The sequence below is a fragment of the Bacillus sp. AK031 genome, from assembly GCF_053903065.1.
Genome location: NZ_CP096424.1, coordinates 895,786 through 919,005 on the forward strand (window position 1 = coordinate 895,786; position 23,220 = coordinate 919,005).

A 23,220-nucleotide genomic window follows, 5' to 3' on the forward strand; every position below is an offset into this window, starting at 1 on the left:
AGTGCTTTAAAGCGATAAAGTAGTCGGATTTTCATGAAATTTACTGTATCCTAAGTGCTTTTTACAAACCTGAATTGGTAAGTTGTGTTGATATGTAAGATTTGGTTCATTAGAAGGTTGTCGGTATGCCCCCTCCTACTGCTCTCTATATTGTGCCAACATACGTTTTGTCAGGCAGAAATTAACTAAAAGGATTATATATAACAATGGATAGATGGGAGCTGAATACCAAAGCTTCCACTGTTCATGGTGAAATGAGCCGGTGATAACCAATACCCACTCAAACAGGAGGGCAAAGGCTGACCAGGCTGAGATGTATATTATTTTAATTGAAAGGGCTCTATTAAGAGGAAAAAAGTTAAGGAAGAGAATATTCACCTGTGGATACAAACCAAAAACAATAAATAATGTTTGCGCATCCACACCTTTACCGAAATACCAGTATAATTCATATTTGAATTCTAGAAATATGTCTGTTAGAAGCTGCAATACAAGCGCGAACAGTGAAGTAGCATACATTTCAATTTTTGAAAGTTTTTTTGCTTTAAGAACAACTGCTGTATTCAAAATTAGTATAGAGGATAGCAGGAATAGCATGTTGACCGCCTTAAATGATTTTTGTTCTTAGTATTGAGTTTCATCCCATCCTTTATTCTCTTTATTAACAGCTTGCCATAAGATAAACAGTCCAAATCACAAATTGATTTGGACTGTCCTAAGAGATGATTAATAGGCTTTCGCCCAATACACTAAATGTTCTGCCTCCTTGCCGCAGCAAACACATTCGTTTGAAACATTTTCTCCTTCAAAAGGAATGCAACGTGATGTAGCTCCTGTCTCTTCTTTAATTTTGTCCTCGCAAGCTTGGCTGCCGCACCACATGGCTTTGATAAATCCTTTGTTGGCATCAAGTTTTTCTGAAAACTCCTCAAAGTTCAATGCTACACTCGTTTTTTCTTCGCGGTGATTCAGGGCTTTTTCAAACAGATTGTTTTGCACAGCATCAAGAAGTTCTGCAATCTTGCTTTCTAATTCTTCAAGGCTTACCGTGACTTTTTCACCAGTATCCCGGCGGGCTATGACGACCTGATTGTTCTCGATGTCACGAGGACCAGCGTCCAAGCGAAGTGGAATCCCCTTCATTTCATACTCATTGAATTTCCATCCAGGCTTTTTGTCACTTGCATCAATGCCGACACGGAATGAACCGGCTAAACTTTTTTTGAGGTTGTAAGCAAAGTCGAGAACGCCTTCTTTATGCTGAGCGATTGGCACGATCATCAACTGAGTAGGAGCGGCTTTGGGCGGAATGACCAGCCCTCGGTCATCGCCGTGAACCATGATCATGGCGCCAATGATTCGTGTGGTAAAGCCCCAGGATGTCTGCTGTACATATTGAAGGTTTCCTTCGCGGTCGGAGAATTGGATACCAAATGCTTTGGCGAAACCGTCGCCTAAATGATGTGAAGTACCTGATTGCAAGGCTTTTCCGTCATGCATAAGACTTTCGATTGTATACGTATATTTTGCACCGGCAAATTTTTCTTTCTCTGTCTTCTGCCCTTTGATGACAGGGATAGCAAGGATGTTTTCGCAAAGCTCGGCATAGACCTCAAGCATTTTTACTGTTTCTTCATGGGCTTCTTCATCCGTTTCGTGGCAAGTATGACCTTCCTGCCAGAGAAATTCGAGTGTGCGCAGGAATGGCCTTGTTGTTTTTTCCCACCTGACGACATTGGCCCACTGGTTATACAGCTTTGGCAGGTCACGGTAAGAGTGGATGATGTTTTTGTAATGCTCGCCGAACAGAACTTCTGAAGTCGGGCGTACACAAAGGCGTTCCTGAAGTTCTTCTTCACCGCCATGAGTCACCCAGGCCACTTCAGGAGCAAACCCTTCAATATGGTCTTTCTCCCTTTGAAGCAAGCTTTCCGGTATGAAAAGCGGCATATAGACATTCTCATGTCCAGTCTCTTTTATTCTTTTATCCAATGCATCTTTAATGTTTTCCCATAGTGCGTAGCCATATGGACGGATGATCATCGACCCGCGGACACTTGAGTAATCGATTAACTCGGCTTTTGTTACAACATCTGTATACCATTGGGCAAAATCTTCATCCATGCCAGTGATGCTCTTCACAAATTCTTTTCCCATTCCTTGCACCTCCAATTTTTATAAAAACAAAAAAAGCCCCGCTAAGTTAGGGACCAGAAAACTGGCGGTACCACCCTAATTCAAAGCAAAGCTTTACACTCATATCATGATAACGGCATGACCGCTGCAAGAGCTACAGAACTCAAAGGCAGGTTCGAATGACGGTCAATAGGAGCCTTGCAGCCGGAAGCTCCCTCTCTGTGAAAGACGAAATCAATCTACTGATCCTTCTCAGTGTTTTCAGTTATTTTAAAGTATTATATTTTCCCAGTTGGAAAATGTCAATTTAAAATTTTCGGCTTTTTCGGTGCCTGGTATAAATTCTGGATTTTGTACCAGGCACCTATGATGACTGAAAATTAGACAAAGTGTCTAGAATGCTAATAGAATAAGAAGTAAAGGAGACGACTCATGATTCAGGTAAAAGTATTTGATTATGAGCATGAAAAAGATTTAGAGAAGGATATGAACAAATTTCTGAAAACAGTCGATGAAGGCAATATTGTTGATATCAAGTACCATGTGGCCGCGATGCCGGAAGAGGAGGATGAGCAGATCTACTGTTTTTCCGCGATGGTGGTGTATAAAAAGTGAATGGAGGGGCGGTTATCACTTTACTGCTTTAAAGCGCTAAGAGGGACAGTCCCTTATTGCGCTTTAAAGCAGTAAAGTGTATTCCAGAACAAAAAAACCCGCTTCAGCCAATAATGGCTCGAAGCGGGTTTTAAATTACTGTCCCAAAGCATTCAACGCAGCATTTACTCCTGCGAGCCTCCCGGTCACCAGGGCAGACGTGATGTTATAGCCGCCTGTATACCCGTGAATGTCGAGAACTTCGCCGCAGAAGAACAACCCTTCCATTTTTTTCGAAGCCATGGTTTTGGGCTGGATTTCCTTTACTGAAACTCCGCCCCCGGTAACAAAGGCTTTCTCGATGGAGAGGGTGCCGTTGACGGTGAACCGGAAACTTTTTACCAGACGGGCAAACTCCCTGATTTTATCTCCGGGAATCGTCACTCCCGGCTGTGCAGGGTCGATCTCGGCACGCTCAAGCAGAAACAGCAGATATCTTTCGGGAACCAATCCTTTTAGAATGTTTTTGACTGCTTTTTTCTCTTCTTCTTTTTTGATGAGAGAATTGAGCTCTTGAAACAGCATTTCTTCATTTTTGTCAGGGATGCTGTCGATATTCATGGTCACATGGTCCAGTTTCCACTTTTTCATCGCTTTGACGACATATTGGCTGCAACGCAGCACGGCCGGCCCTGAAATGCCAAGATGGGTGAAGATCATGTCCATTTTGTGGGTGATCAACGGCTTGCCTTTTGGATTCAGGACACTAAGCTCTATATCCCTTAAAGAAAGTCCTTGAAGCTCCTTTTCTTTAATGAATGGTTCATCCGAAGTCAATGGAACTTCTGTGGGGAACAGATTTGTTATCGTGTGGCCAGCTTCTTCGGCCCATGCGTACCCGTCGCCTGTTGAACCAGTATGGGGCACGGATTTTCCGCCGACTGCGATAATGACCGACTTGGCTGCAATTTCCTCACCCGATTCAAGGGTGACCCCGGCAGTTTGTCCATTTACATAGTTCACTTTCCTGACAGGACAATTCTTGCGGACATCAACCTTCAATTCGCTCATTCTATTTAGAAGGGCATCCACGACTGACTGTGCCTTATTGGAGACAGGGAACATCCGCCCGTGGTCTTCTTCCTTCAGGGCTATCCCAAGATTTTCAAAAAAAGCGATAATATCTTCATTATTGAAGACGGAAAATGCGCTGTAGAGAAAACGGCCGTTTCCGGGGATATGCTTGATAATTTCTTCGATCGGCAGACGGTTGGTCACGTTACAGCGGCCGCCGCCTGAGATGGCAAGTTTTCTTCCGAGTTTGCTGCCTTTATCGATAAGGAGTACCTTGCCGCCGTTTTCCCCGGCTGCGATGGACGCCATCAACCCTGAGGGACCGCCTCCGATTACGATTACATCATATTTTTTCATATTTACACCAACTTTCAAGCTTTCATCGCTAATTTTAATGTTATTTGCCATAGATTACAATCTTTCCGCCAATAGCTTTCTAGTTGTGTTTCAGAGGTCTGGGTAGTAAACTACCTATAGTGTGAAATTAGATGTTTTTGAAAGGGATTTTTTATGTCATCGACTTTAATTAGAGGTACGTTTATATTAACGCTCGGCGTATTTATTTCAAAATTTCTCGGCCTTTTTTTTGTTATACCGTTTTACGCTTTACTTGGCGATGAAGTTGAAGCGACTTCCTTGTATTCTTATGGATATGTCCCTTACACGATTTTTTTGACGATTGCGACGGCGGGTGTTCCCCTTGCAGTGTCAAAGTTCATTTCTAAATATAATTCGCTGCAGGAGTACAGTGTCGGCAGGAAATTGTTCAAGTCCGGCCTTGTCCTGATGACCCTTACCGGTGTCGTTTCATTTCTGATTATGTATGCCTTTGCCCCGTTCTTTGCAAAAATAACGATTCCAAATGATGAACAGGTTATCACGGTTGAGCAGGTTACGACGGTCATCAGAGCTGTCAGCTTTGCTTTGATCATCATCCCGTTCATGAGTTTGATCAGGGGATTTTTCCAGGGGCATAACTCAATGGGACCGACGGCGGTTTCCCAGGTTATCGAGCAAATTGTCCGTATCGTCTTCTTGCTTGTCGGTGTGTATGTCGTCCTGTATGTCATTAAAGGCGAAATGACGACCGCCATCAGTGTGGCCACTTTCGGAGCGTTTGTCGGAGGGGTTGCGAGTCTTGCCTCCTTGATTTGGTACTGGTTCAAAAGGAAGCCTCACTTTGACAAGATGCTGGAAGGGGATAAAGGAACCGTTGATATTTCTTTGGTGGAAATCTATAAAGAAATCATTGCTTATTCGATTCCTTTTATCTTTGTCGGCATTGCGAATCCGCTGTTTCAGCTCGTCGATCAGGTGACGTTCAACAGAGCGATGGGGGCAATCGGCAATGCCGATATTGCCGATACAGCATTTGGTGTCCTGAACTTCGCATCGCATAAACTGGTCATCATTCCGGTTTCACTTGCGACAGCCTTTTCAATGTCTCTGCTTCCTTTGATTACTTCAGCGTACACGCAGAATGAATACGGAAAGATGAACCGCCAGCTGGATCAGACATTCCAGATCCTGCTGTTTTTAACCATTCCGGCAGCTTTGGGGATTTCCCTATTGGCAGAACCGACTTATACATTGTTCTACAGCCACAGTGACCTGGGGACAGAAGTGTTGAGAACGTATGCACCTGTTGCGATCTTGTTTGCTTTATTTGCTGTCACAGCAGCGATCCTGCAGGGAATCGATAAACAGAAATATACCATTCTCAGCCTGCTTGTCGGCTTGCTGATAAAACTTGCCCTGAACATTCCATTGATCAAACTGATGGAAACTCAAGGTGCAATTCTTGCCACAACACTGGGATATCTGGCTGCAACCGCCATCAACCTTGTTGTCATAAAAGTTTACGGAAACTACCGGTACAATACAGTGGCCAGAAGAACCTTATTGATCTTAATGTTCAACGTTGTAATGGGTGTCGCAGTCATCATTCTATACGGAATCCTGGCTCGATTCCTGGATCCGGCAGCCCAGATGCAGGCTATTGCCCTTGTTGCTATTTGCGGGCTGGCCGGAGCTGGTATTTATTTCTACTTAAGCTTCAGGTCAAGGCTTGCTGATAGATTGTTTGGTGAACGGGCCGCCAAGGTCAGAAGAAAGTTAAAGCTTGGACAGTAGTAATTCTATAAGGCTGTTTTCTGAAAGAGCCTTTATAAAATTTGCTATTCCAGGTAAAAAATAAAGAGGCGGTCTGTGTAGCCGCCTCTTCATTTTTTTGTTTTTTAAAAAGGGGAGTTAACTAGTAGCCCAACTGTCTTTGAATTCTCTCTACTTGTCTCTCCAAACGGTCTATACGGCGGTCCAATCGCTGATATTGTCTTTCAAGACGGTCCAGCCTTGTTTCAAAATTGCCGTATCCGCCTCCATAGCCCCCATCATAACCCGGTGTTTGCGGGAATCCGGGGAGAGGCAGAAAGAGGCCGCCCTGGCCTTGTTGTCGATGATACATAAGTGCACACCTCGCATTATTTTTATATTCACTACAGCCTATGCTTCATTTTAATTAGCGTATAGGCAATCACCTACAGGACAGGAAGTGAACTGAAATGAGATTAGATAAATTGTTATCGAATATGGGATACGGAAGCAGAAAAGAAGTGAAGAAGCATTTGAAAGGCGGAGGTACGCTTGTGAATGGGGAGGTCGTAAAGGACCCGAAGTTTCATATTGATCCTGACAAAGATATGGTTACCGTTCATGGAGAGGAAGTCGTTTATAAAGAATTCGTCTATTTGATGATGAACAAACCGCCGGGAGTCCTGTCTGCCACCGAGGATACGGAAGGGGAAACGGTCATCGATCTGCTTGAAATGGAGGATCAAATTTTCAATCCGTTTCCGGTAGGGAGACTGGATAAGGATACAGAAGGACTGCTGCTGATCACGAATGACGGGCAGCTCTCACATCAACTGCTTTCGCCGAAAAAACACGTCCCGAAAACGTATTTCGCCATCATAGATGGAGAGGTCACAGAAGAAGATGTCAGCGCTTTTGCTGAAGGAGTCGTTTTGGATGACGGCTATAAAACAAAGCCCGGAGACTTGGAGATCATCTCATCCGGTATAAGATCGGAGATTCAACTGACGATTACCGAAGGAAAGTTCCATCAGGTGAAAAGAATGTTTGAATCAGTTGAGAAGCGGGTGACTTATCTTAAAAGAATGACAATGGGGCCTCTCCCGCTGGATGAAACGCTTGAGCTTGGAGAATACAGGGAGCTGACGGATGAAGAGGTTGAGGAGTTAAGAAACTATAAAGTGGAGAACTAAGAAAAGAGCTGATGCCCGGGGCGTCAGCTCTTTTTTGCTTTTTATGCTGTTGAAGATTAACATTCACTTTAGTGTTCGTTGACTATGTAGCTAGGAGGTCATTTTAACCTTCTTTTCCGTCGTTGTCCATTGGCCTCTGCAAGGACTTTCTACCAGGTCATTGTAGGCCAATACATTCAGATCTCTTTGAATGGTGCGCGGAGTAATGCAGAACTCATCTACCAGGTCCTGTGTTGAGACAGTTCCATTCTTTTTAATGTAAATGTAGATTGATTTGATTCGAGTCAGCATTCGATTTGTTGAAGGTTTCAAAAAACCACTCCCTCATCTTTTTTCCCAAAGGCCAGCCTGAATATCAGCTTTAAGAGTTTTTCTCATCAAGGAATTTTATCCGTTTGAGACAGCTCCTTTTCATTTGGTTTTTCATAGATGCCGGAACACTTATATTGTACCCTTCTTCAATGGCTTTTTCTAGAAAAATGTCCAAATTTACAAAAAATTTAAATTCCATTGAGCTCATTGATACTAGTATTATATGTAATATATTGAAAAAAATTAAAACTTTTTTTTCGATAATCCGTATCTACCTTTAAGGAGGGGAATTCATGAACACCTTAAATGTCTCAATCAAGCAGGGCGGATATGAAACAGGGAGTGCCTTAATACAGGATATTTCCTTTTCGATCCATCCTGGGAGAATTCTCGGGATGATTGGATCAAATGGAGCGGGGAAGACTACGACAATCAAAGGAATGATGGGGCTCTTGCCGTTTATGGAGGGGGAATCTGGTATAGCAGATAATGTCTCTTATTCTTACATTCCTGAGAGGCCCGTTTATTATGATGAACTTACACTTTGGGAACATATAGAGTTTGTCGGCAGTGTAGAAAATATTCCTCATACGGTCTATAAAAGAAAAGGGGAAGAGCTTTTGAAGAAATACCGGCTGATTGAACACGCCCATCAGTTTCCTTCCACCTTTTCAAAAGGGATGCAGCAAAAAGGAATGATTGTCCTTGCTCTTCTTACAGAGCCGGAACTCTTGATCATTGATGAACCGTTCATCGGGCTGGACCCGAATGCAACGAAATTAATGCTGCGGTCTTTAGAAGAAGAGAGGGAAAGAGGCGGAGGGATCTTAATGTGTACCCATGTATTGGACACTGCCCAGAGGATCTGCGATGAGTTTGTCGTTATTGACCGGGGGAGTGTGCTTGCTTCTGGCAGTCTGGACCAGGTCTTGAAGGAATGCGGAGCGGAAGGCGGAAGCCTGTATGATTGCATCCCTGAAGAAGAGAGGGAAAACATTGACTAGCTTTGGCCTGTTTTTAGCGAGGTACCGCAATAATATCCTTTATCAATATAATGTAATCAAATCGGTAGCTGACTGGACTGTCATGCTTTATATCATCATTCCCGCAATGGTAATTGGGACACTGATATACCGTTCATGGTGGCAGGAGATCCCTGCTTGGGCGGAAAGGCTGCCGTTTCAGTTGTTTTTCTTCCTAGCGTTTTTATTTATCCTAAGCGGCTATTTCCGGACCTTTGTGTTGGAAGCCGACCAGGTTTTCCTTGTAAAGCATAAGAAAATCTTCCTGGCCCTGAAGAGGTGGGGAATAGTAAGCTCTTATTTCTCTATGACCATAATGACAGTTTGTATAGGTGTCTTTCTGGCGCCTTTTTGGCTGAAACATTTTGAAATCAGCATGGAAGCTTTTGGTGTGTTTCTATTATTCTTCTTTTGTTCGAAAGTAAGCCATACTGCTGTCAAAGGGACAATCGTGGGATTAGAGAAGAGCTGGAGCAAAACAGTATTTTCATTTTCGGCCATTTTCTTGCAGTTGGTGCTGTGGGCAGGTACCTACCGGTTGGTTGAAGGAGAATCCTATTTGCCGTTGGCAGCGGCCAGCATCTTATTAATCGGGCTTACGTTCATGATTAATGGCAGGCGGATACGAAGTAAGAAGTCGATTGCCTCCGATTTGCAGATTGAAAGAAGCTTGAAAGTGAAATGGATTTCCCTCATTTTCCAACTATCTTATCATGTTGAAAATGACAGCATAAAACCGCCGAGACAGAAACCAAGAATATTCAGGAAATCCCAGACGATCTTCAAGAACAGGACGGCGTACTTTGGGTTTTTAGAATTTTTCATCAAAGTCATGATGAGAAATTTCTCTTACAGTGGAACCTACCTTCAATCCCTTGGTGCACTCTCATTCTCTCAACTTGTACTGCCGCCCCTCTGGCTGAAGCTGGGTGCCGCATCGTTGATCGCTTTATCAATTCTGGCATGGAATGACTGGGCTTGGAATAAGCTCATCGCAATGCACCCAATTGGAAACAAATACAAGAACCAGTTGGAATTAATGAGGGCCAAAAACACAACAAAGACAGCTGCGTTCATCCCATTCCTGCTCATCCTGTTATTTTCTTTGCTGCGCTACTTCAGTGTACTATAATAGCGCTTTACCCCTTTAAAGCGCTAAGAGGGACAGTCCCTTATCGTGCTTTAAAGGGGTAAAGCGCCAGTCGCAAAGGTTTGCATGAGGCGGGATAATGTTTAGAATAGGGAGTAGTTACACCATTTAGGAAAAGGAGACTCATATATGAACATTAATTGGATGGATGAAGTAGAAAAACGAAAAGATGATTTGTTAAAGGATTTGCAGCAGTTCCTACAGATCAAGAGTATCCTTGACGAGGAAAATACGACAGAAGAGGCTCCGCTTGGTGAGGGAGTCAAAGAAGCACTTACATATTTATTGAAGCTTGGCGAGAAAGACGGGTTTTCGGCGAAGAATGTGGACCATCTTGCAGGCCACCTGGAATTCGGCCAGGGAGATGAATTGCTTGGCGTTCTCTGTCACGTAGACGTCGTTCCCGAGGGAGACGGCTGGAGTGTCGATCCTTTCGGCGGAGAAATCAAAGACGGCAAGATTTTTGCCAGAGGAGCGATTGATGACAAAGGCCCGACGATTGCAGCCTATTATGCCATGAAAATCGTTAAAGAACTGGGCATACCGCTTGGCAAGCGAGTCAGAATGATCATCGGAACGGATGAAGAAAGTGACTGGAGATGTGTAGAACACTATTTCAATGTCGAAGAAATGCCGACCATGGGCTTTGCTCCGGATGCAGACTTCCCGATTATATATGCCGAAAAAGGGATTGCCGATTATGATTTGGTAACAGGAACAAACCCAGATAAAAAACTGGATTCAGATATCGAAGTCCTGAGTTTTGAAGCAGGAAGAAGATACAATATGGTCCCTGACTTCGCACAGGCCAAACTGGCTGTTTCAACGGACAACTCCCGGTTTGTTCAGCAATATGATTCATTCCTTGATTCCCAGCAGCTAACAGGCAAGTATTATATCGAGAATGGAGACTTTATCCTTGAACTTGAAGGAGTTTCTGCTCATGGGATGGAACCGAATAATGGAAGGAATGCTGGATTGCTGCTCGCCAATTTTTTGAGCGAAGCGGACATTGATCCATCATCTAAGGATTATTTTACTTTTATCAATAACTATTTCTATGAGGATTCAAGAGGAAAAAATCTTGGAATTAATTATGAGGATGATATCACAGGACCTTTGACAATTAATGTCGGAAAGATCCGCTATCATTATCAAAACGGAGGCTCTATCGGATTGAATATGAGATACCCGGTAACATTCCAGCTTGAGGATGCGAAAAGCAAACTGGAGAACCTGGTACAAGGACATAACTTATCCATCGAGAATTTCTCTGATTCCAAGCCTCACCATGTATCAAAAGATCATGTTCTGGTAAAAACCCTGCAAAAGGTTTACGAAGAGCAAACGGGTGATAAAGGGGAACTATTAAGCATCGGCGGCGGAACCTATGCCCGTTCATTGGAGTCAGGTGTCGCATTTGGAGCGTTGTTTCCTGGAAGAGCAGATGTAGCGCACCAAAAGGATGAGTACATGTTCGTCGAAGACCTGTTAAAAGCAACGGCTATCTATGCACAGGCAATAGCAGAGCTTGCACAGGAATAGTTTTTGGAAAGGGAGAGAAGAAATTGGATAACGTGATACTGAATGGACAGATCATTGACAGAGACAAAGCGAAAGTGGACATTGAAGACCGGGGATATCAATTCGGAGACGGAATTTATGAAGTGATCAGAGTATACAATGGCAAGCTTTTTACCGTTGATGAACACCTTGAAAGGCTGTATCAAAGCGCTGAAAAAATCAGTATGGCCATCTCTTACACGCTTGAGGAGCTTAAGGGTCTATTCACTTCTTTAGTCCAAAGAAACAACATAAAAGACGGAATCGTCTATTTGCAATTCACACGCGGAGTGGCTGCCAGACAGCATCACTTTCCGGACCAAAGTGTGAATCCGGCTTTCTCGGCTTACACAAAAAAGATGGAACGGCCTAAAGAAAAGCTGGAAAATGGTGTTCAGGCAAAGCTGGTTGAAGATGTCCGATGGCTGCGATGCGACATTAAAAGCCTGAATCTTCTCGGCAACATCATGGCCAAACAGGAAGCTGCCGAAGCAGGATGCTTTGAAGCCATTTTGCACAGAGGAGACACCATCATGGAGGGATCATCTTCCAACATGTTCATCGTCAAAGATGGAGCCGTTAAAACACATCCAGCAACCAACCTGATCCTGAACGGCATCACCCGCAGAGTCATTTTGGAAATTTGTAAGGAACAGGGTATCACAGTAAAAGAAGAAGAATTCACCATTGAAGAGCTGCTGGCTGCAGACGAAATCTTCCTTGCCAGCACCACGTCAGAAGTCATGCCGATCGTTAAAATAGGCAACGAGTTTTCATTAGAATCACCTGGTGAAATCACCAAGAAACTCCAATCTCAATTTGAAGCTAAAATTGTGGAGCAGTGCGGATAACCCTCCTGCTGCGGAGGCGAAGAACAGTCTATGATAATAGGCTGTTCTTTTTTTAGATAGGGTTTACAAAATTGCAGTTGAATTTAATTTCAGTATTCATTAATAATCTGCAAAATTTTCTTTTGGAATTCTACCGCCTCATAAGAAATTTCTTTTCCTTTGGCGTGGATTCCCCAAAAATAATTAAGTATCTTGCCTGGATTCATAAACGGAATAACTGCCAAATTGCCATTTTTTAAGTCCTTATGATTGTTAAAGGTGAAATTATAAACCAGGGACGAAGCATGTCCATCCAAGGTTGCGTTTTTAAGTACTTCTATATTATTGGTCGTGAACAAGACGGGAGCATTGGGTAAGTATAGATCTATAAATTCATTCGTTCGCTTTGAATTATACATAACAAGCTTCTCATCCTTAAGATCTTCAATCGTTACGTAGTCTTTGTAAAAGAGGGGAGAGCGTTTATTAACACAGAGGCAGGCATACCCTGTGTAGAGTAACTTATAGTCTATAAAGTCACTGATGCTTAATGCATCCAACTCATCCTTGCCAAAAGGAGATATGGCCATATCTATATCTCCGTGCATTAACCTGTTCATTGTATCATCTTGGTCGAGCTCTATTATTTCTACTTTTACATTACTGTGTTCCTTATAAAAAAGTAAAAAGGCATCGTATACAATATAGGTAATGGAGGGAGCACAGCCTATCTTAAGAAGTTTTTCCTCCTCCTTGATTGAAATATCCTTATACATTTTTTCAATGCTGGTGATAATCTCGTTGCCGGTGCTTATTATTTTCTTGCCGTCTGAAGTGGGAACAGTACCTTTTCGGGAACGGTAAAAAATGGTGACTTTCAATTCTTTCTCTAATTGCGAAATAGACTGGCTTAAGGCTGAAGGCGATAAGTGTAAGCGCTCTGCAGCTTTAGTAATGGAGCCTTCTTTGCTTACTTCTAAAATATATTTTATTTGCTCAATATTCACTGTAAAAGCAGCCGCCTTCCTTGAAGTTAAGTAATACTTAAGTATTAGTTTAACATCATTAAATTTACTTTAACACCTCCAGAATTTATAATTTTTAGGAGAAGTAAAATATTTGAAATTACGGCTGATATATATATACTCTGGAGGAGATTGTTTGAGAGAGTGTGATTTGCATAGACAAATAGAAGAGACCAGGGATAAATTATTTGAGACTGCAGCCCGATATGGATTGGGAAATGAGAAGACAATTAAAGTAAGTCAAGAGCTTGATATACTATTAAACAACAAACAAAGAAAACAGCTAAAGAAAAGGCCATTTTCTTGTTAAAGGACTACACTTAGGTTCTCCGAGCAGGATTTCCACCAGTAAAGATCTAATATTTACTAGAGCTTGCCATACATGTTTTGAAAGGATGATGAAAATGAGTGAAAAACAGTCAATGCAAGATACAATGCCCATCAAAGAGAGGGCTGTGTCGTTTCTGAAACTAGTAGCTTCGGGAAAAGTCCGGGAGGCCTACATGAGCCACGCAGGTCCTGGATTTATTCATCACAACCCGTATTTTCGGGGAGATGCAGAGTCACTAATGGCAGCGATGGAAGAGAATGCAGAAGAGAATCCAGGGAAAATATTTGAAGTGAAACGAGCGATTGAAGAGGGAGAAACCGTCGCGGTCCACTCGCATGTGAAACAACATCCAGAGGACATAGGTGCAGTGGTTGTCCATATCTTCCGCTTCGCTGATGACCGAATTGTTGAATTATGGGATGTGGGGCAGCCCATTCCAGAAGACAGTCCCAATGAGAATGGAATTTTCTAAGGCCCGTATATTCAAATGCAGAGGCTGAACTCGACGAGTCTGTAGCACAATCTATACTTTCATTAATAAAAAAAAGAAGTCCCTTCAATCAAATTGGGGGACTTCTTTGTAATCATAATAATTCCTTAGCAAAATACAGTATTTGACCCATAAGTTTCTATTTCCTGTGTCCGTTTTTATCGACATAAATCGATTTCACGATCGTTCGCTCGAAGTTGTGTCCGGCTTTCGTTTTCCCTTTGACGTCGAGAGTGATGGTGTAGATTCCCTCTTCTTTGTAATTGAAAGGCACTTTTCCTTTTGAAGCCATCATCATAAGTGAATCCTTTTTCTTTTTGCCGTCTTTATTGATTTTGACTTTTACCTGGAAGTCTTTAACTTTACTGCCTTTGTTTATTAATTCCAGCGTGGAATCGTCGAAGGTGATTTCATCATTCAGGCCGGAATGGAAGCCGACAGTCATCAAGTAAGCAGCTTTATTTGTTTTTGCTTTGACGGTCCATTCCCCGGATTCAGGTTTTTTTATCTGGAAACTGTGATGGTGTCCGCCTTTGAAAATTCCTTTATCTACATCGTGGATGAAATCTTGATAGATGACTCCGGAAGGACTGATTAATTGCAGTTCCTTCATTTTTTTATCGCTCAGCCAATCTAAATCAACCTTGGCCACATCTTCTTCTACGTGGAAGGATTCCTGGCGTTCTAATTCAAATTGTCCTCCGCGGTGAAGAGTGCTGATATTGACGGGTTCCTGCTCAAGCAGGCCTGATTCAGCGCTTCCCTCCACAGCTGCGAGAGTTGCTTTCAATTGCGGACTTGTTGTTAGGTAAGGCAAGAAATATTGAAAGGTGCCACCTTCACGCACTGTAGAATGATTCCAGCTGCTGACCCGGACCTCCGTGCTGTATGGGAGGCGTGAACTTGCCACCGTGACAGCACCATCATTGGATCCGTAAGAGCTTAAGTAAAGACCGCCCCAGTAAAGTGAGGAACCAAAGCGGCCCCAGCTTGTGCCACCCAATGTGTATATTGGGTTTTTCGGACGGTTCAGGTGAGAATCAATTTGAGGCCGGTAATTTTTCATGTATCCTGTCTGAAGTGAGTAAGTTGCATCGTTTTTACTTCCTAGGATACTCGCAAGCCAGCCGGCCCAGCCGCTGTATGCAAGGTCGGCGAGTTGTGATCCGTAATGAGGTGTCGATAAGGTAATGAGGTTTGAGACATAAGGGTGTGCCCCGTAATGGACCAAAGCGTTTTGAGCATCGATGCCTCCTTTACTATGAGCGATGATAACTATCTTTTTTGGGCCGAAATGGCTGTAGATATCCCGGATTCTATTGTTGATAATTGTACCGTTATCCCACATGTCCTTGTCTGGATGAACATCAATGAATGCAGTCTGGTAGCCGTTATTGTAGGCCGTCTGATACATGTTATTATTTTCCCACCAGGTTTTGGAGGAGCTGTTAATTCCGTGAACAAACACAAGCACCGGTTTATTGGGATCGATGTAACCCGGTGTATCACCAGCATACCATTGGCCTGGAACCCCACCCGGATCATCCTTTCCGCCAATTGTCCCTGCTTGGCTACTGTTAGGAAGAATCAAAAGCGCAACTAGAAACATCAATATCATCCTTTTCATTTTCCCACTCCATTTCCGCAGAAATCAGGGGATGTTCTCCCCATTTATCTTATCGGAAAACCACTGGTTCAGAAGCATTTTTCTGAAAATGAGCAGATTGACATGTAGAGGATAGGAAGATGGATGGATGGGATTAGAGTATAGTAAATCGATATCATTCTCACTCTTCATTATGAGAATTGTTTTAGTTGTTATGATAAATTTGATTGTATAAGAAAAAAAATCAAACGAATACTACCTTGTGGGTAAACACTAGAGGATTTTGATTGGGAAAGGATACAGCAATCTTCTACTATCGTTTACATAAAAAATCAGGAGGTATGCGGAATGAAACATAAGAGGTACGGATTGGTGTTAACGCTGTTCATGTTGATCTTCATGTCATTTTCAAATGGAGTCTTTGCAGAAGAAGCACCCGGTATGAAGAAGGATATCGTCGATACCGCTGTTGAAGCAGGAGAATTCAATACACTGGCAGCGGCTTTGAAAAAGGCTGGTTTGGTTGAGACGTTGAAGGGAGAAGGTCCCTTTACGGTATTTGCTCCAACTGATGCAGCGTTTGAAAAGCTGCTGAAGAAATTGGATATCACAGCGGAAGAATTACTGGCAAGAGACGATTTAAAAGAAATTCTCCTATATCATGTTTTACCTGGGAAAGTTTTGTCTGGCGACTTGAAAGAGGGAATGAAGGCTGAGACACTGGCGAAGAAGACAGTTGATATCTCACTTGATCCTGTTCAAGTTAACAATGCAAATGTGGTTAAAGCAGATATAGAAGCGTCAAATGGTGTCATACATGTGATTGATGAAGTTTTATTGCCGTAGGAACTATTTTTTTAAGTAAGGACTAGGCTGAATTCTTATAAGGATTCAGTCTTTTTTTTTGTAGGTGTATTAACTCCTGAAACGAAAAATTTGCCCTTTTAAAGGATTATTAGCATATCTTTCCGTCTAAGAAAGCAAAATAAAATGGTGGACCTCCCATGAAGAAAAATCCGCCGAGAGGTAACAGTGGCAGTGAAATCCAGACAGTCTTCTGGGGTTAAAAATGATAAGGGTGGTGAAAATAATGTCAAAGAAAAAGAATAAAGATCTTCAACATAATAATGCTATGCCAAAAACCGATGTGGAATTTGCTCAAGATGGACTTGAAAAAGTGGCATTAAAGGCTCAAGAAAGAAAAAAGTAATCAATAAATTTAAAACCATGGAGCGGTTTTGAAAATATGCAGCCAAATGGGGGCTTGTTTAACCCAAGGCATTCTTCGCTATGGAGAATGCCTTGGGTTAATATAAGGAGAAGCATGACGAAGGGGACCTCACTGCGAACCACTTACATCTCAACCTTATTTTTGATAGCATGGGAATATAAACAGGTTTTTAAAAGTATAATAGTTTGATAGTTACATAGGAGAACATCCATAAGAAAAGGGGTTATAACATGCTGAAGAAGTTCGCAAGTGATGCATTGGGATTAAGTGATATCGGAAAAATCATCAAGAAAGAGGATTTCGACAAAACATTGTCGGATGATTATGTCCTCCATGAAGATGGGGAAAAAATTCACTTTCTGATCAAATCAAAAACAGATGAATATTGCTTCACAAACAGGGCGCTCATTCATTTGGATGGAGATAAAGCTGCAAGCAGCAAGCGGAATCTCCGCCGTTATGAATATTACCGCCACCAGATCAACAATGTTTCAATCGAGACTGCCGGAACGATCGACCTTGACCTGGAAATCAAATTCACGTTAGGCAGCCTGGCTTTCTCAGTCGATATTGATAAAAAAGAAGGGGAAGCGATAGCCGATTTATACAAATCCCTGCTTGCAATCTCTCACATTCAGGAAGAAGCAAAACGGAAGATCGATTCAGCGGAGAAAAGCTTAACGATTGCCAGAGACCTTATCAATAATAACCGATTTCACGACAACGACATCTCTAATGAGTTTAAAGAAGCAACTACTTTTGCTTTCGACTGGATGAATGACCACTATACGGCGAATACGAAAAAAGACTTCGGAGACATTTTTAATCGTTATATCCAAAATTAAGCAAAACAGCGCCTGCCCCCCCTGATATATATAATCAGAAGGAGGCGCTGCTTTATTAATATATAAGTGTCTAAGTTAACCCTCTGACTTTAGATCTTAAAGGGTCCTTAATAGAACATCCATTTCCTCTTCAGTTACAAACTTCCATTTGATATCTTTAAATAACTCCTTATCAACTGTTTCGAGGAGTTCATCTATTTCGTTATGAGTCAGCTTTGTTGTTTCTTTATTCATGTAGCACTCACCTTACCCTTTCATAGATACTATTCGTAGCTATCCTATATTTTATGAGGGTATTTTTAACCTACTTATAAAATGGTGTTTGATTTCCACTCCAGGTGAGTGACTCCGCGGGGCGGGCGGTGAACTAAAAAGCGGAAGCGGCCGTTCAGCGACGTACAGATTGGAGGGCTTTCGTATGAGATAAAGGAATCACGAAGAGCGAAGCGATTCGATGATGACTTATCGCAAGGAGAAAGACCGAAATCCGCTAGGTGCTGGCCGCTGGAGCTGGATTCGCCTGCGGGGTTACGTTCCGGTGGGTACGTAACCTTGGTCTCACCTGTCCCGCTAATCCCGCAGGAGGTCACTCACCTTCCGTTCCAATCGTCAAAATATGCTTTACTGCAGGAATAAAAGACAATAAAATCGAAATTATTAAAGAGTCTTTATTAATTTACAACCATTTTTTGCAATCAAACTAACTACAGGACGATAATCTCATACACCACTTTTTTCTATGCTAAAACTAGTGTTAATTTTGCCATCAGAAACTTGCTAAATATATTTTCATTAAAAGAAGGATGAAATCAAAATCAGTCCTGTCTATGCAATTTTTGCCGTCTAAGCTGTCCTCATCGAAAACTGATCACATTATTATAAATTATTGAGTTTGTTATTTTCACCCTATTTTTCCGACTGTCAAATAAGAAAGAAGGCGAATGCTTTTTTTAGCCTCCGCCTTGAGATGTTTTATCGTTACTGCTTCTTTTGGCCGCTCTTTATGCGGTTCATTTCAAGTTCTGCCGCATATTCCTCTTGTGACTTCCCTTGTTTTTGACTTTCCGATTGAATCTTTTTGAATTTATTATCATTTAAATTAGGCATGGATACACCTCCTTGTGAACATGGATATTATGTACAAAGAAAGAATTTTTATTCAATCGGAAAAATCCATTGATTGTACATATATTGACGAAAAAAATGATAGATAAACAAATAAGCACCGTGTAAAATAAATATAAAAAATGCAAGACCACCATATTGATCATCCATTTTGGGATGCAGGAGGGAACGGAAAAACTTTATAAATGACTCGTTTTTTTTTGACGCTCCTCTAATTGAGGAGTTTTACAATGACCCTTCAGAATAAAAGAAGTCTAAGTATTCCCAATATTAAAACAAGAGGTTGATGAATGTTGACAATGGATGCGAAAGAATTAAGTGTAAAAGAGCAAACAATCTTTAATCACATCGGAAATAAAATTAAGACGGACGATAGAGAAATCAACATAATTGCAAGATTGGAAGAGCCGCTCATTGTCATTTTAGGAAATGTTCTGAGCCATGAAGAATGTGATGAGTTAATTGAATTGTCTAAAGACCGTGTTCAACGCTCCAAAATAGGCAGTTCAAGAGAGGTCGACCAACTGCGGACAAGCAGCAGTATGTTTTTCGAAGAAGCTGAAAATGATGTTGTGGCAAGGATTGAAAAGAGAATCTCACAAATTATGAATATACCGGTTGAACATGGAGACGGACTTCAGGTACTGAATTATAAAATCGGACAGGAGTATAAGGCCCACTATGATTTCTTCAAGTCTGCAAAAAATCCAAGGATCAGCACCCTGGTTATGTACTTGAATGATGTGGAGCTGGGCGGGGAGACCTTCTTCCCGGAATTGAACTTCTCCGTATCTCCACAAAAAGGAATGGCTGTCTATTTTGAGTACTTCTATGATAACCAAACCCTCAATGACAAGACCTTGCACGGCGGTGCTCCTGTAATAATTGGCGATAAGTGGGCAGCGACACAGTGGATGAGACGTAAGAAAGTAACATAATGAAATGCGGTGAAGGGGGAGCATCCCAAGTGCTCCTCCTTTTCTTATGAATTTATTTTTTGAATTATTAAAAAGTTGAAACTTTTGATCTTGCGGATTCGTATATCAAATAAGAGGTGATGAAGATGGCAGGATTTCTATTTTTGTTACTGTGTCCAATTGTTATTACTCTGATTACCATAGGTATTTCGAAATCAGCAAATCGCCGTTATGCTCAGGGAGGAAGCAGCAATTCTGTCCTTTACTCTGGTGACTACAGCTCCGAAAACTGTGACAGCTTTGGCGGCGGTTTCGGCGGAGATGCCGGAGGTTGTGGAGGAGGAGAATAAGCCTCATCCCCAATCATTCTAATAAGGGGATCTGTGAAATGGAGAAAAACCTGATGTTTGCCTGGGTTGCTTCCTGGTTTGCGCTTGCTGGACAGTTGGCATTTTTTATCGGAGTGGCCCTGTACACAGGAGACTGGCGATATGTCATGTGGAGTTTCATGGTCAGCATGATGGCGGGCGTGCCCAGTATGATTCATACCGGAAGAGAACAGAGAAAATTAAATATGAAAAAAGCAGGTAAAGTTTAATGAGGATTCGGAGTAAGGGGGCGGTTGCTGGTTGATGAGCAGCCGTTTTCTAATTGGAGAAGTTGGCTTAATAAGCTAAATATGACGGTGTCCAAGAAAACGGACGTGCTTTTTCTTTGGATGAACTCATAAATATTAGCATGAGAAAATGTTTCGGGAGAGCGGCAGTTAATTCATCTGAAACTTTATTCTCATTTTTCCGTACATAAACTATAGATCTGGAAAATTATTGAGTGGTTCATGGAAAGTATTAATTATATTTGCATTTTAAAGGGGAGAAGTGTGTGGAGAACGTCATTACGGTAGAAAACTTATCCAAAAGCTTCGGCCAGGTTCAAGCGGTGAAAAATGTTTCATTCGCAGTAAGGAAAGGGGAAATTTTTGGCATTATCGGGCCGAACGGAGCGGGCAAGACGACCACGCTGGAAATGCTCGAGGGTATCAGCAAGCCTGATCAGGGGAGAGTCGATGTGCTTGGACTTGTTCCGAGCAAGCAACTAAGGGAGTTGAACAAGCGAATCGGTGTTCAGTTTCAGGCTACCTCCATTCAAAAGAAGATGAAAGTAAAAGAAGCACTGGATTTGTTTGCTTCTTTCTATAAGGAATCGACCAAAAAAGAGTATTTGATTGACCTGTTGAACCTGGATGAGAAATTGAATGTCCGCTTTGAGGATCTTTCGGGCGGATGGAAGCAGAGAGTGACATTGGCCCTGGCGACCCTGCACAGCCCGGAAATTTTATTTCTTGATGAACCCAGCATGGGACTCGATCCCCATGCGCGCAGAGAAATGTGGTCGTTGATTCAATTGTTAAGAAATCAAGGGTGCACAATCGTTGTCACGACTCATTATATGGAAGAAGCTGAAAAGCTTTGTGACCGTGTTGCCATGATCTACAGCGGAGAACTGAAGGCGCTGGATACGCCTGGCGAGCTGCTGAATAACAGTGCAGCTCAATATATTGCATTTGAAAGTGAACAGCTGGCTGATGATTTGTTGAGTTCTTTTCCTCATGTAGTCCGCATAGACAGAGAAGATAAGCTCATCAAAGTGTTCAGTGAAAATCAGCAGGAAACGGCTTATTTTATTTTTCAGTATTGCCATGAAAATGAGATCACTCTGTCGAACTTCAAGTTTGAAAAAGGCTCTTTAGATGATTTGTTTGTTGAATATTTGGAAAAGGAGAAAACAGAATGGCAGCAATCGCAAAGCTTGCAAGTTTAGAAACCAAAATGTTTTTCAGGGACCGCCTTAGTGTTTTTTGGACATTTTTGTTCCCTGTGGCGATGATTTGGCTGTTCGGATCCATGTTTGTCGGACAAGAGATGGACAGCACGACGTTCGCCGAAATGTTCGTTCCTTCCTGGATTGGCGTTAATATTGTCACCACCTCCTTTTTTACATTGGGGACAGTATTAACAGGCTATCGTGAAACAGGGGTATTAAGGCGCTATCAGTCTACACCTCTACAACCGTGGAAAATCCTTGCTGCCCATACCTTCCAAGGGACCGTTATTTTCACGATATCTGCGGTTCTTTTGATGGTTTTCGGCATGCTGATGTATGATCTGTCCTTCCCGGCTTATATTGGAAGTACTTTACTGGCTTTGCTGATCAGTATTCTGGCATTTTTCCCGTTTGCCTTGTTCATGACATCTCTTGCTAAAAATACGCAAGGGGCAGCAGCAATCAGTTCATTATTCCTGAACCTGATGTTGTTTTTGTCAGGAGCGACCTTTCCTCTCGAACTTATGCCAACGATCCTTCAATATGTAGCAAAGATATTGCCGCTCTACTATGTAATCCAAATGCTGCGAGGCACTTGGAGTGAGGCTCCCATTACCGATTACGGCCTTGAAGCATCAGTCCTGATTGGTATCGCTGTGGTGTCGACTATTCTCGCTTCCCGGTTTTTTCGGTGGAGTGATAAATAAGAATAATTTATCGAAAGGGCGCTGCCGTAAATGCACCGCCCTTTTGTTGTTATTTCAAATCGCGCAAATTCCTGACAAGCTGATAATACAAGGCCGTAGCGGATTGAATTATTAAGAATACAGCCAATGAATAATAGATTTTATAGCCATTTTGATAATGGGTCAACCCCATTATGGAAGAGACCTTCTCCATGGCCATCCCTATCACAGACCAGCCAAATACGTAGAGGATAAAGCCCGCACCCCTTATTTTGAAAACTTCATAGAAGTACACGAAAAAATAAGAGAACGCGGCAAATAGAAAATAACTCAAGAGGTCAAAAAATTCATATCTGTTAGAATCGTTTACTCTATAAAAATCGATCAATCCTCCGCCGATGGTGAAGTCAAATAACGTAGAAACAGAAAATCCCCACACCAAAAACAAAGCGGTTATATTCGTTGGAAGTTTTTTAGGCAATATGAAAAATGCAGAATACGCGGCCGCCAGCATGATCAAAATATAAATCTCATTTTTATCAAAGGCTTCCCATAACATCAACTCTCACTCACCACATTCCTGGTAATCTTACTGATCAGCTTATATGAAAGAGCAGAAGCGAAAATCAATAGCAAATAATACAGTGCATCGAATCCTAAGTTCCATCTCTTATATGTCAGAATATCCAAAGAGGTGGAAGCAAAACTGATTGCAACAAGAGTTATAACTGAAATAATAGAAATCATGATCTTCTTTGACCAAGAATCACTTTTTAGGATGAAGAGCACATATATTAAAACTGTCAGTGGGATGATGATACTTCGATTCAGAAGATAGGCGGTATAGGGCATTCCCTTTTCTGTTAAAGAAATCAAATTCATTTCGTCGATGATAATCCAGGAAAAGTTGATGCTCAAGGTCAAAGTTATGAAATATGTAAATGTATTTTCAACTATTTTTTTCATGCTTGATACTACGGCAAAGATTGAAATGACGAGCCAGGTCAGGAAGAAGAAAACGGTAAAACCCATAATAAGCCCCCAAAGAAATTTTTACTGTTAGTATGACCGTATGGAAGTAGAAAATGCATGATCGCTTGATATGGTTTTTTTAAATAGAGAATAAAAAATAGAAGAATAGCTAAAATAAAGTAGATATGAAACCAAAAGGTGTT

Annotated in this window: 27 protein-coding genes and 1 other annotated feature; of the genes, 16 read left to right on the top strand and 11 right to left on the bottom strand. The window is 41.9% G+C overall.

Annotation, left to right across the window (positions count from 1 at the left end; all coding sequences use genetic code 11):
• Positions 1–135 precede the first annotated feature (135 nt).
• Entirely contained in the window at positions 136–597 is a 462-nt protein-coding gene (locus M1E09_RS04515) for a CBO0543 family protein (protein ID WP_456273671.1), read from the bottom strand.
• Between the two features lie 129 nt (positions 598–726).
• A complete protein-coding gene (gene proS, locus M1E09_RS04520) occupies positions 727–2,157 on the bottom strand; it encodes a proline--tRNA ligase (protein WP_456273672.1) in 1,431 nt (476 codons plus the stop codon).
• Between the two features lie 45 nt (positions 2,158–2,202).
• Positions 2,203–2,401: a binding site (T-box leader), on the bottom strand.
• A gap of 167 nt (positions 2,402–2,568) precedes the next feature.
• On the opposite strand from proS, the gene M1E09_RS04525 reads away from it, so the two are divergent.
• Positions 2,569–2,751, top strand: coding sequence for a sporulation protein Cse60 (locus M1E09_RS04525; protein WP_456273673.1), 183 nt, complete (start codon positions 2,569–2,571; stop codon positions 2,749–2,751).
• Positions 2,752–2,886: 135 nt separating this feature from the next.
• Here M1E09_RS04525 and M1E09_RS04530 read toward each other — a convergent pair whose 3' ends face one another.
• The gene (locus M1E09_RS04530; protein WP_456274899.1) at positions 2,887–4,161 is read right to left on the bottom strand and encodes an NAD(P)/FAD-dependent oxidoreductase; all 1,275 of its coding nucleotides are present in this window, start codon (positions 4,159–4,161) and stop codon (positions 2,887–2,889) included.
• Between the two features lie 153 nt (positions 4,162–4,314).
• Here M1E09_RS04530 and M1E09_RS04535 point away from each other — a divergent pair, with 153 nt between their 5' ends.
• Positions 4,315–5,937, top strand: coding sequence for a putative polysaccharide biosynthesis protein (locus tag M1E09_RS04535; protein WP_456273674.1), 1,623 nt, complete (start codon positions 4,315–4,317; stop codon positions 5,935–5,937).
• Between the two features lie 121 nt (positions 5,938–6,058).
• Here M1E09_RS04535 and M1E09_RS04540 read toward each other — a convergent pair whose 3' ends face one another.
• On the bottom strand, positions 6,059–6,268 hold the full coding sequence (locus M1E09_RS04540) for a hypothetical protein (protein WP_456273675.1): 210 nt from the start codon (positions 6,266–6,268) through the stop codon (positions 6,059–6,061).
• Between the two features lie 97 nt (positions 6,269–6,365).
• On the opposite strand from M1E09_RS04540, the gene M1E09_RS04545 reads away from it, so the two are divergent.
• Positions 6,366–7,088: a pseudouridine synthase gene (locus tag M1E09_RS04545; protein ID WP_456273676.1), complete on the top strand. Its 723-nt coding sequence runs from the start codon at positions 6,366–6,368 to the stop codon at positions 7,086–7,088.
• A gap of 90 nt (positions 7,089–7,178) precedes the next feature.
• Here the strand turns inward: M1E09_RS04545 and M1E09_RS04550 are convergent, their stop codons facing one another.
• Positions 7,179–7,400: a DeoR family transcriptional regulator gene (locus M1E09_RS04550; RefSeq protein WP_006837601.1), complete on the bottom strand. Its 222-nt coding sequence runs from the start codon at positions 7,398–7,400 to the stop codon at positions 7,179–7,181.
• 293 nt (positions 7,401–7,693) lie between these two features.
• Here M1E09_RS04550 and M1E09_RS04555 point away from each other — a divergent pair, with 293 nt between their 5' ends.
• The 4 genes from M1E09_RS04555 to dat all read left to right on the top strand — a co-directional run bounded on the left by M1E09_RS04555 (position 7,694) and on the right by dat (position 11,986).
• Positions 7,694–8,404: an ABC transporter ATP-binding protein gene (locus M1E09_RS04555; RefSeq protein WP_456273677.1), complete on the top strand. Its 711-nt coding sequence runs from the start codon at positions 7,694–7,696 to the stop codon at positions 8,402–8,404.
• Positions 8,364–9,554 carry an ABC transporter permease gene (locus tag M1E09_RS04560; protein ID WP_456273678.1) on the top strand — a complete coding sequence of 397 codons (1,191 nt, stop codon included), beginning with the start codon at positions 8,364–8,366 and terminating at the stop codon, positions 9,552–9,554. The genes M1E09_RS04555 and M1E09_RS04560 overlap by 41 nt, the downstream gene beginning before the upstream one ends.
• 147 nt (positions 9,555–9,701) lie before the next feature.
• Positions 9,702–11,117 carry a dipeptidase PepV gene (gene pepV, locus M1E09_RS04565; RefSeq protein ID WP_456273679.1) on the top strand — a complete coding sequence of 472 codons (1,416 nt, stop codon included), beginning with the start codon at positions 9,702–9,704 and terminating at the stop codon, positions 11,115–11,117.
• Positions 11,118–11,140: 23 nt separating this feature from the next.
• Complete coding sequence (gene dat / locus M1E09_RS04570) at positions 11,141–11,986, top strand: D-amino-acid transaminase (protein ID WP_456273680.1); 846 nt, start codon at positions 11,141–11,143, stop codon at positions 11,984–11,986.
• 89 nt (positions 11,987–12,075) lie between these two features.
• Here dat and M1E09_RS04575 read toward each other — a convergent pair whose 3' ends face one another.
• A complete protein-coding gene (locus M1E09_RS04575) occupies positions 12,076–12,972 on the bottom strand; it encodes a LysR family transcriptional regulator (protein WP_456273681.1) in 897 nt (298 codons plus the stop codon).
• Positions 12,973–13,141: 169 nt separating this feature from the next.
• Between M1E09_RS04575 and M1E09_RS04580 the strand changes: the two genes are divergently transcribed.
• Both M1E09_RS04580 and M1E09_RS04585 read left to right on the top strand, forming a co-directional pair.
• Entirely contained in the window at positions 13,142–13,300 is a 159-nt protein-coding gene (locus M1E09_RS04580; RefSeq protein WP_456274900.1) for an aspartyl-phosphate phosphatase Spo0E family protein, read from the top strand.
• A gap of 94 nt (positions 13,301–13,394) precedes the next feature.
• Positions 13,395–13,793, top strand: a complete 399-nt coding sequence (locus M1E09_RS04585; protein WP_456273682.1) for a nuclear transport factor 2 family protein — start codon at positions 13,395–13,397, stop codon at positions 13,791–13,793.
• Positions 13,794–13,950: 157 nt separating this feature from the next.
• On the opposite strand, the gene M1E09_RS04590 is transcribed toward M1E09_RS04585, so the two are convergent.
• The gene (locus M1E09_RS04590) at positions 13,951–15,438 is read right to left on the bottom strand and encodes an esterase/lipase family protein (protein ID WP_456273683.1); all 1,488 of its coding nucleotides are present in this window, start codon (positions 15,436–15,438) and stop codon (positions 13,951–13,953) included.
• A 327-nt stretch (positions 15,439–15,765) separates the two neighbouring features.
• Here M1E09_RS04590 and M1E09_RS04595 point away from each other — a divergent pair, with 327 nt between their 5' ends.
• Both M1E09_RS04595 and M1E09_RS04600 read left to right on the top strand, forming a co-directional pair.
• A complete protein-coding gene (locus tag M1E09_RS04595) occupies positions 15,766–16,263 on the top strand; it encodes a fasciclin domain-containing protein (protein ID WP_456273684.1) in 498 nt (165 codons plus the stop codon).
• A gap of 615 nt (positions 16,264–16,878) precedes the next feature.
• Positions 16,879–17,493, top strand: coding sequence for a PH domain-containing protein (locus tag M1E09_RS04600; RefSeq protein ID WP_456273685.1), 615 nt, complete (start codon positions 16,879–16,881; stop codon positions 17,491–17,493).
• Between the two features lie 96 nt (positions 17,494–17,589).
• Here M1E09_RS04600 and M1E09_RS04605 read toward each other — a convergent pair whose 3' ends face one another.
• Both M1E09_RS04605 and M1E09_RS04610 read right to left on the bottom strand, forming a co-directional pair.
• A complete protein-coding gene (locus M1E09_RS04605) occupies positions 17,590–17,727 on the bottom strand; it encodes a hypothetical protein (protein ID WP_456273686.1) in 138 nt (45 codons plus the stop codon).
• A gap of 744 nt (positions 17,728–18,471) precedes the next feature.
• A complete protein-coding gene (locus tag M1E09_RS04610) occupies positions 18,472–18,600 on the bottom strand; it encodes a hypothetical protein (RefSeq protein WP_456273687.1) in 129 nt (42 codons plus the stop codon).
• A 317-nt stretch (positions 18,601–18,917) separates the two neighbouring features.
• Here M1E09_RS04610 and M1E09_RS04615 point away from each other — a divergent pair, with 317 nt between their 5' ends.
• From M1E09_RS04615 to M1E09_RS04635, 5 genes are all read left to right on the top strand, one after another.
• Positions 18,918–19,556 carry a 2OG-Fe(II) oxygenase gene (locus M1E09_RS04615; RefSeq protein ID WP_456274901.1) on the top strand — a complete coding sequence of 213 codons (639 nt, stop codon included), beginning with the start codon at positions 18,918–18,920 and terminating at the stop codon, positions 19,554–19,556.
• Between the two features lie 125 nt (positions 19,557–19,681).
• Positions 19,682–19,885, top strand: a complete 204-nt coding sequence (locus M1E09_RS04620; RefSeq protein WP_456273688.1) for a hypothetical protein — start codon at positions 19,682–19,684, stop codon at positions 19,883–19,885.
• Between the two features lie 38 nt (positions 19,886–19,923).
• The gene (locus tag M1E09_RS04625; protein ID WP_456273689.1) at positions 19,924–20,133 is read left to right on the top strand and encodes a hypothetical protein; all 210 of its coding nucleotides are present in this window, start codon (positions 19,924–19,926) and stop codon (positions 20,131–20,133) included.
• Between the two features lie 284 nt (positions 20,134–20,417).
• Positions 20,418–21,356 (top strand): ABC transporter ATP-binding protein, encoded by a 939-nt coding sequence (locus tag M1E09_RS04630; protein WP_456273690.1) that lies wholly within the window; start codon positions 20,418–20,420, stop codon positions 21,354–21,356.
• Entirely contained in the window at positions 21,326–22,066 is a 741-nt protein-coding gene (locus M1E09_RS04635) for an ABC transporter permease (protein WP_456273691.1), read from the top strand. Before M1E09_RS04630 ends, M1E09_RS04635 begins: the two co-directional genes overlap by 31 nt.
• Positions 22,067–22,115: 49 nt before the next feature.
• Here the strand turns inward: M1E09_RS04635 and M1E09_RS04640 are convergent, their stop codons facing one another.
• Positions 22,116–22,604, bottom strand: coding sequence for a hypothetical protein (locus M1E09_RS04640; protein WP_456274902.1), 489 nt, complete (start codon positions 22,602–22,604; stop codon positions 22,116–22,118).
• Complete coding sequence (locus tag M1E09_RS04645; protein ID WP_456273692.1) at positions 22,604–23,077, bottom strand: hypothetical protein; 474 nt, start codon at positions 23,075–23,077, stop codon at positions 22,604–22,606. Before M1E09_RS04645 ends, M1E09_RS04640 begins: the two co-directional genes overlap by 1 nt.
• Between the last annotated feature and the right edge of the window lie 143 nt (positions 23,078–23,220).

Excerpts from the sequence above, each read along its gene's own strand:
- M1E09_RS04515 (WP_456273671.1), bottom strand. The coding sequence starts at position 597 with ATGCTATTCCTGCTATCCTCTATACTAATTTTGAATACAGCAGTTGTT.
- proS (WP_456273672.1), bottom strand. The coding sequence starts at position 2,157 with ATGGGAAAAGAATTTGTGAAGAGCATCACTGGCATGGATGAAGATTTT.
- M1E09_RS04525 (WP_456273673.1), top strand. The coding sequence starts at position 2,569 with ATGATTCAGGTAAAAGTATTTGATTATGAGCATGAAAAAGATTTAGAG.
- M1E09_RS04530 (WP_456274899.1), bottom strand. The coding sequence starts at position 4,161 with ATGAAAAAATATGATGTAATCGTAATCGGAGGCGGTCCCTCAGGGTTG.
- M1E09_RS04535 (WP_456273674.1), top strand. The coding sequence starts at position 4,315 with ATGTCATCGACTTTAATTAGAGGTACGTTTATATTAACGCTCGGCGTA.
- M1E09_RS04540 (WP_456273675.1), bottom strand. The coding sequence starts at position 6,268 with ATGTATCATCGACAACAAGGCCAGGGCGGCCTCTTTCTGCCTCTCCCC.
- M1E09_RS04545 (WP_456273676.1), top strand. The coding sequence starts at position 6,366 with ATGAGATTAGATAAATTGTTATCGAATATGGGATACGGAAGCAGAAAA.
- M1E09_RS04555 (WP_456273677.1), top strand. The coding sequence starts at position 7,694 with ATGAACACCTTAAATGTCTCAATCAAGCAGGGCGGATATGAAACAGGG.
- M1E09_RS04560 (WP_456273678.1), top strand. The coding sequence starts at position 8,364 with ATGATTGCATCCCTGAAGAAGAGAGGGAAAACATTGACTAGCTTTGGC.
- pepV (WP_456273679.1), top strand. The coding sequence starts at position 9,702 with ATGAACATTAATTGGATGGATGAAGTAGAAAAACGAAAAGATGATTTG.
- M1E09_RS04585 (WP_456273682.1), top strand. The coding sequence starts at position 13,395 with ATGAGTGAAAAACAGTCAATGCAAGATACAATGCCCATCAAAGAGAGG.
- M1E09_RS04590 (WP_456273683.1), bottom strand. The coding sequence starts at position 15,438 with ATGAAAAGGATGATATTGATGTTTCTAGTTGCGCTTTTGATTCTTCCT.
- M1E09_RS04595 (WP_456273684.1), top strand. The coding sequence starts at position 15,766 with ATGAAACATAAGAGGTACGGATTGGTGTTAACGCTGTTCATGTTGATC.
- M1E09_RS04600 (WP_456273685.1), top strand. The coding sequence starts at position 16,879 with ATGCTGAAGAAGTTCGCAAGTGATGCATTGGGATTAAGTGATATCGGA.
- M1E09_RS04605 (WP_456273686.1), bottom strand. The coding sequence starts at position 17,727 with ATGAATAAAGAAACAACAAAGCTGACTCATAACGAAATAGATGAACTC.
- M1E09_RS04610 (WP_456273687.1), bottom strand. The coding sequence starts at position 18,600 with ATGCCTAATTTAAATGATAATAAATTCAAAAAGATTCAATCGGAAAGT.
- M1E09_RS04615 (WP_456274901.1), top strand. The coding sequence starts at position 18,918 with ATGGATGCGAAAGAATTAAGTGTAAAAGAGCAAACAATCTTTAATCAC.
- M1E09_RS04620 (WP_456273688.1), top strand. The coding sequence starts at position 19,682 with ATGGCAGGATTTCTATTTTTGTTACTGTGTCCAATTGTTATTACTCTG.
- M1E09_RS04625 (WP_456273689.1), top strand. The coding sequence starts at position 19,924 with ATGGAGAAAAACCTGATGTTTGCCTGGGTTGCTTCCTGGTTTGCGCTT.
- M1E09_RS04635 (WP_456273691.1), top strand. The coding sequence starts at position 21,326 with ATGGCAGCAATCGCAAAGCTTGCAAGTTTAGAAACCAAAATGTTTTTC.
- M1E09_RS04640 (WP_456274902.1), bottom strand. The coding sequence starts at position 22,604 with ATGTTATGGGAAGCCTTTGATAAAAATGAGATTTATATTTTGATCATG.
- M1E09_RS04645 (WP_456273692.1), bottom strand. The coding sequence starts at position 23,077 with ATGGGTTTTACCGTTTTCTTCTTCCTGACCTGGCTCGTCATTTCAATC.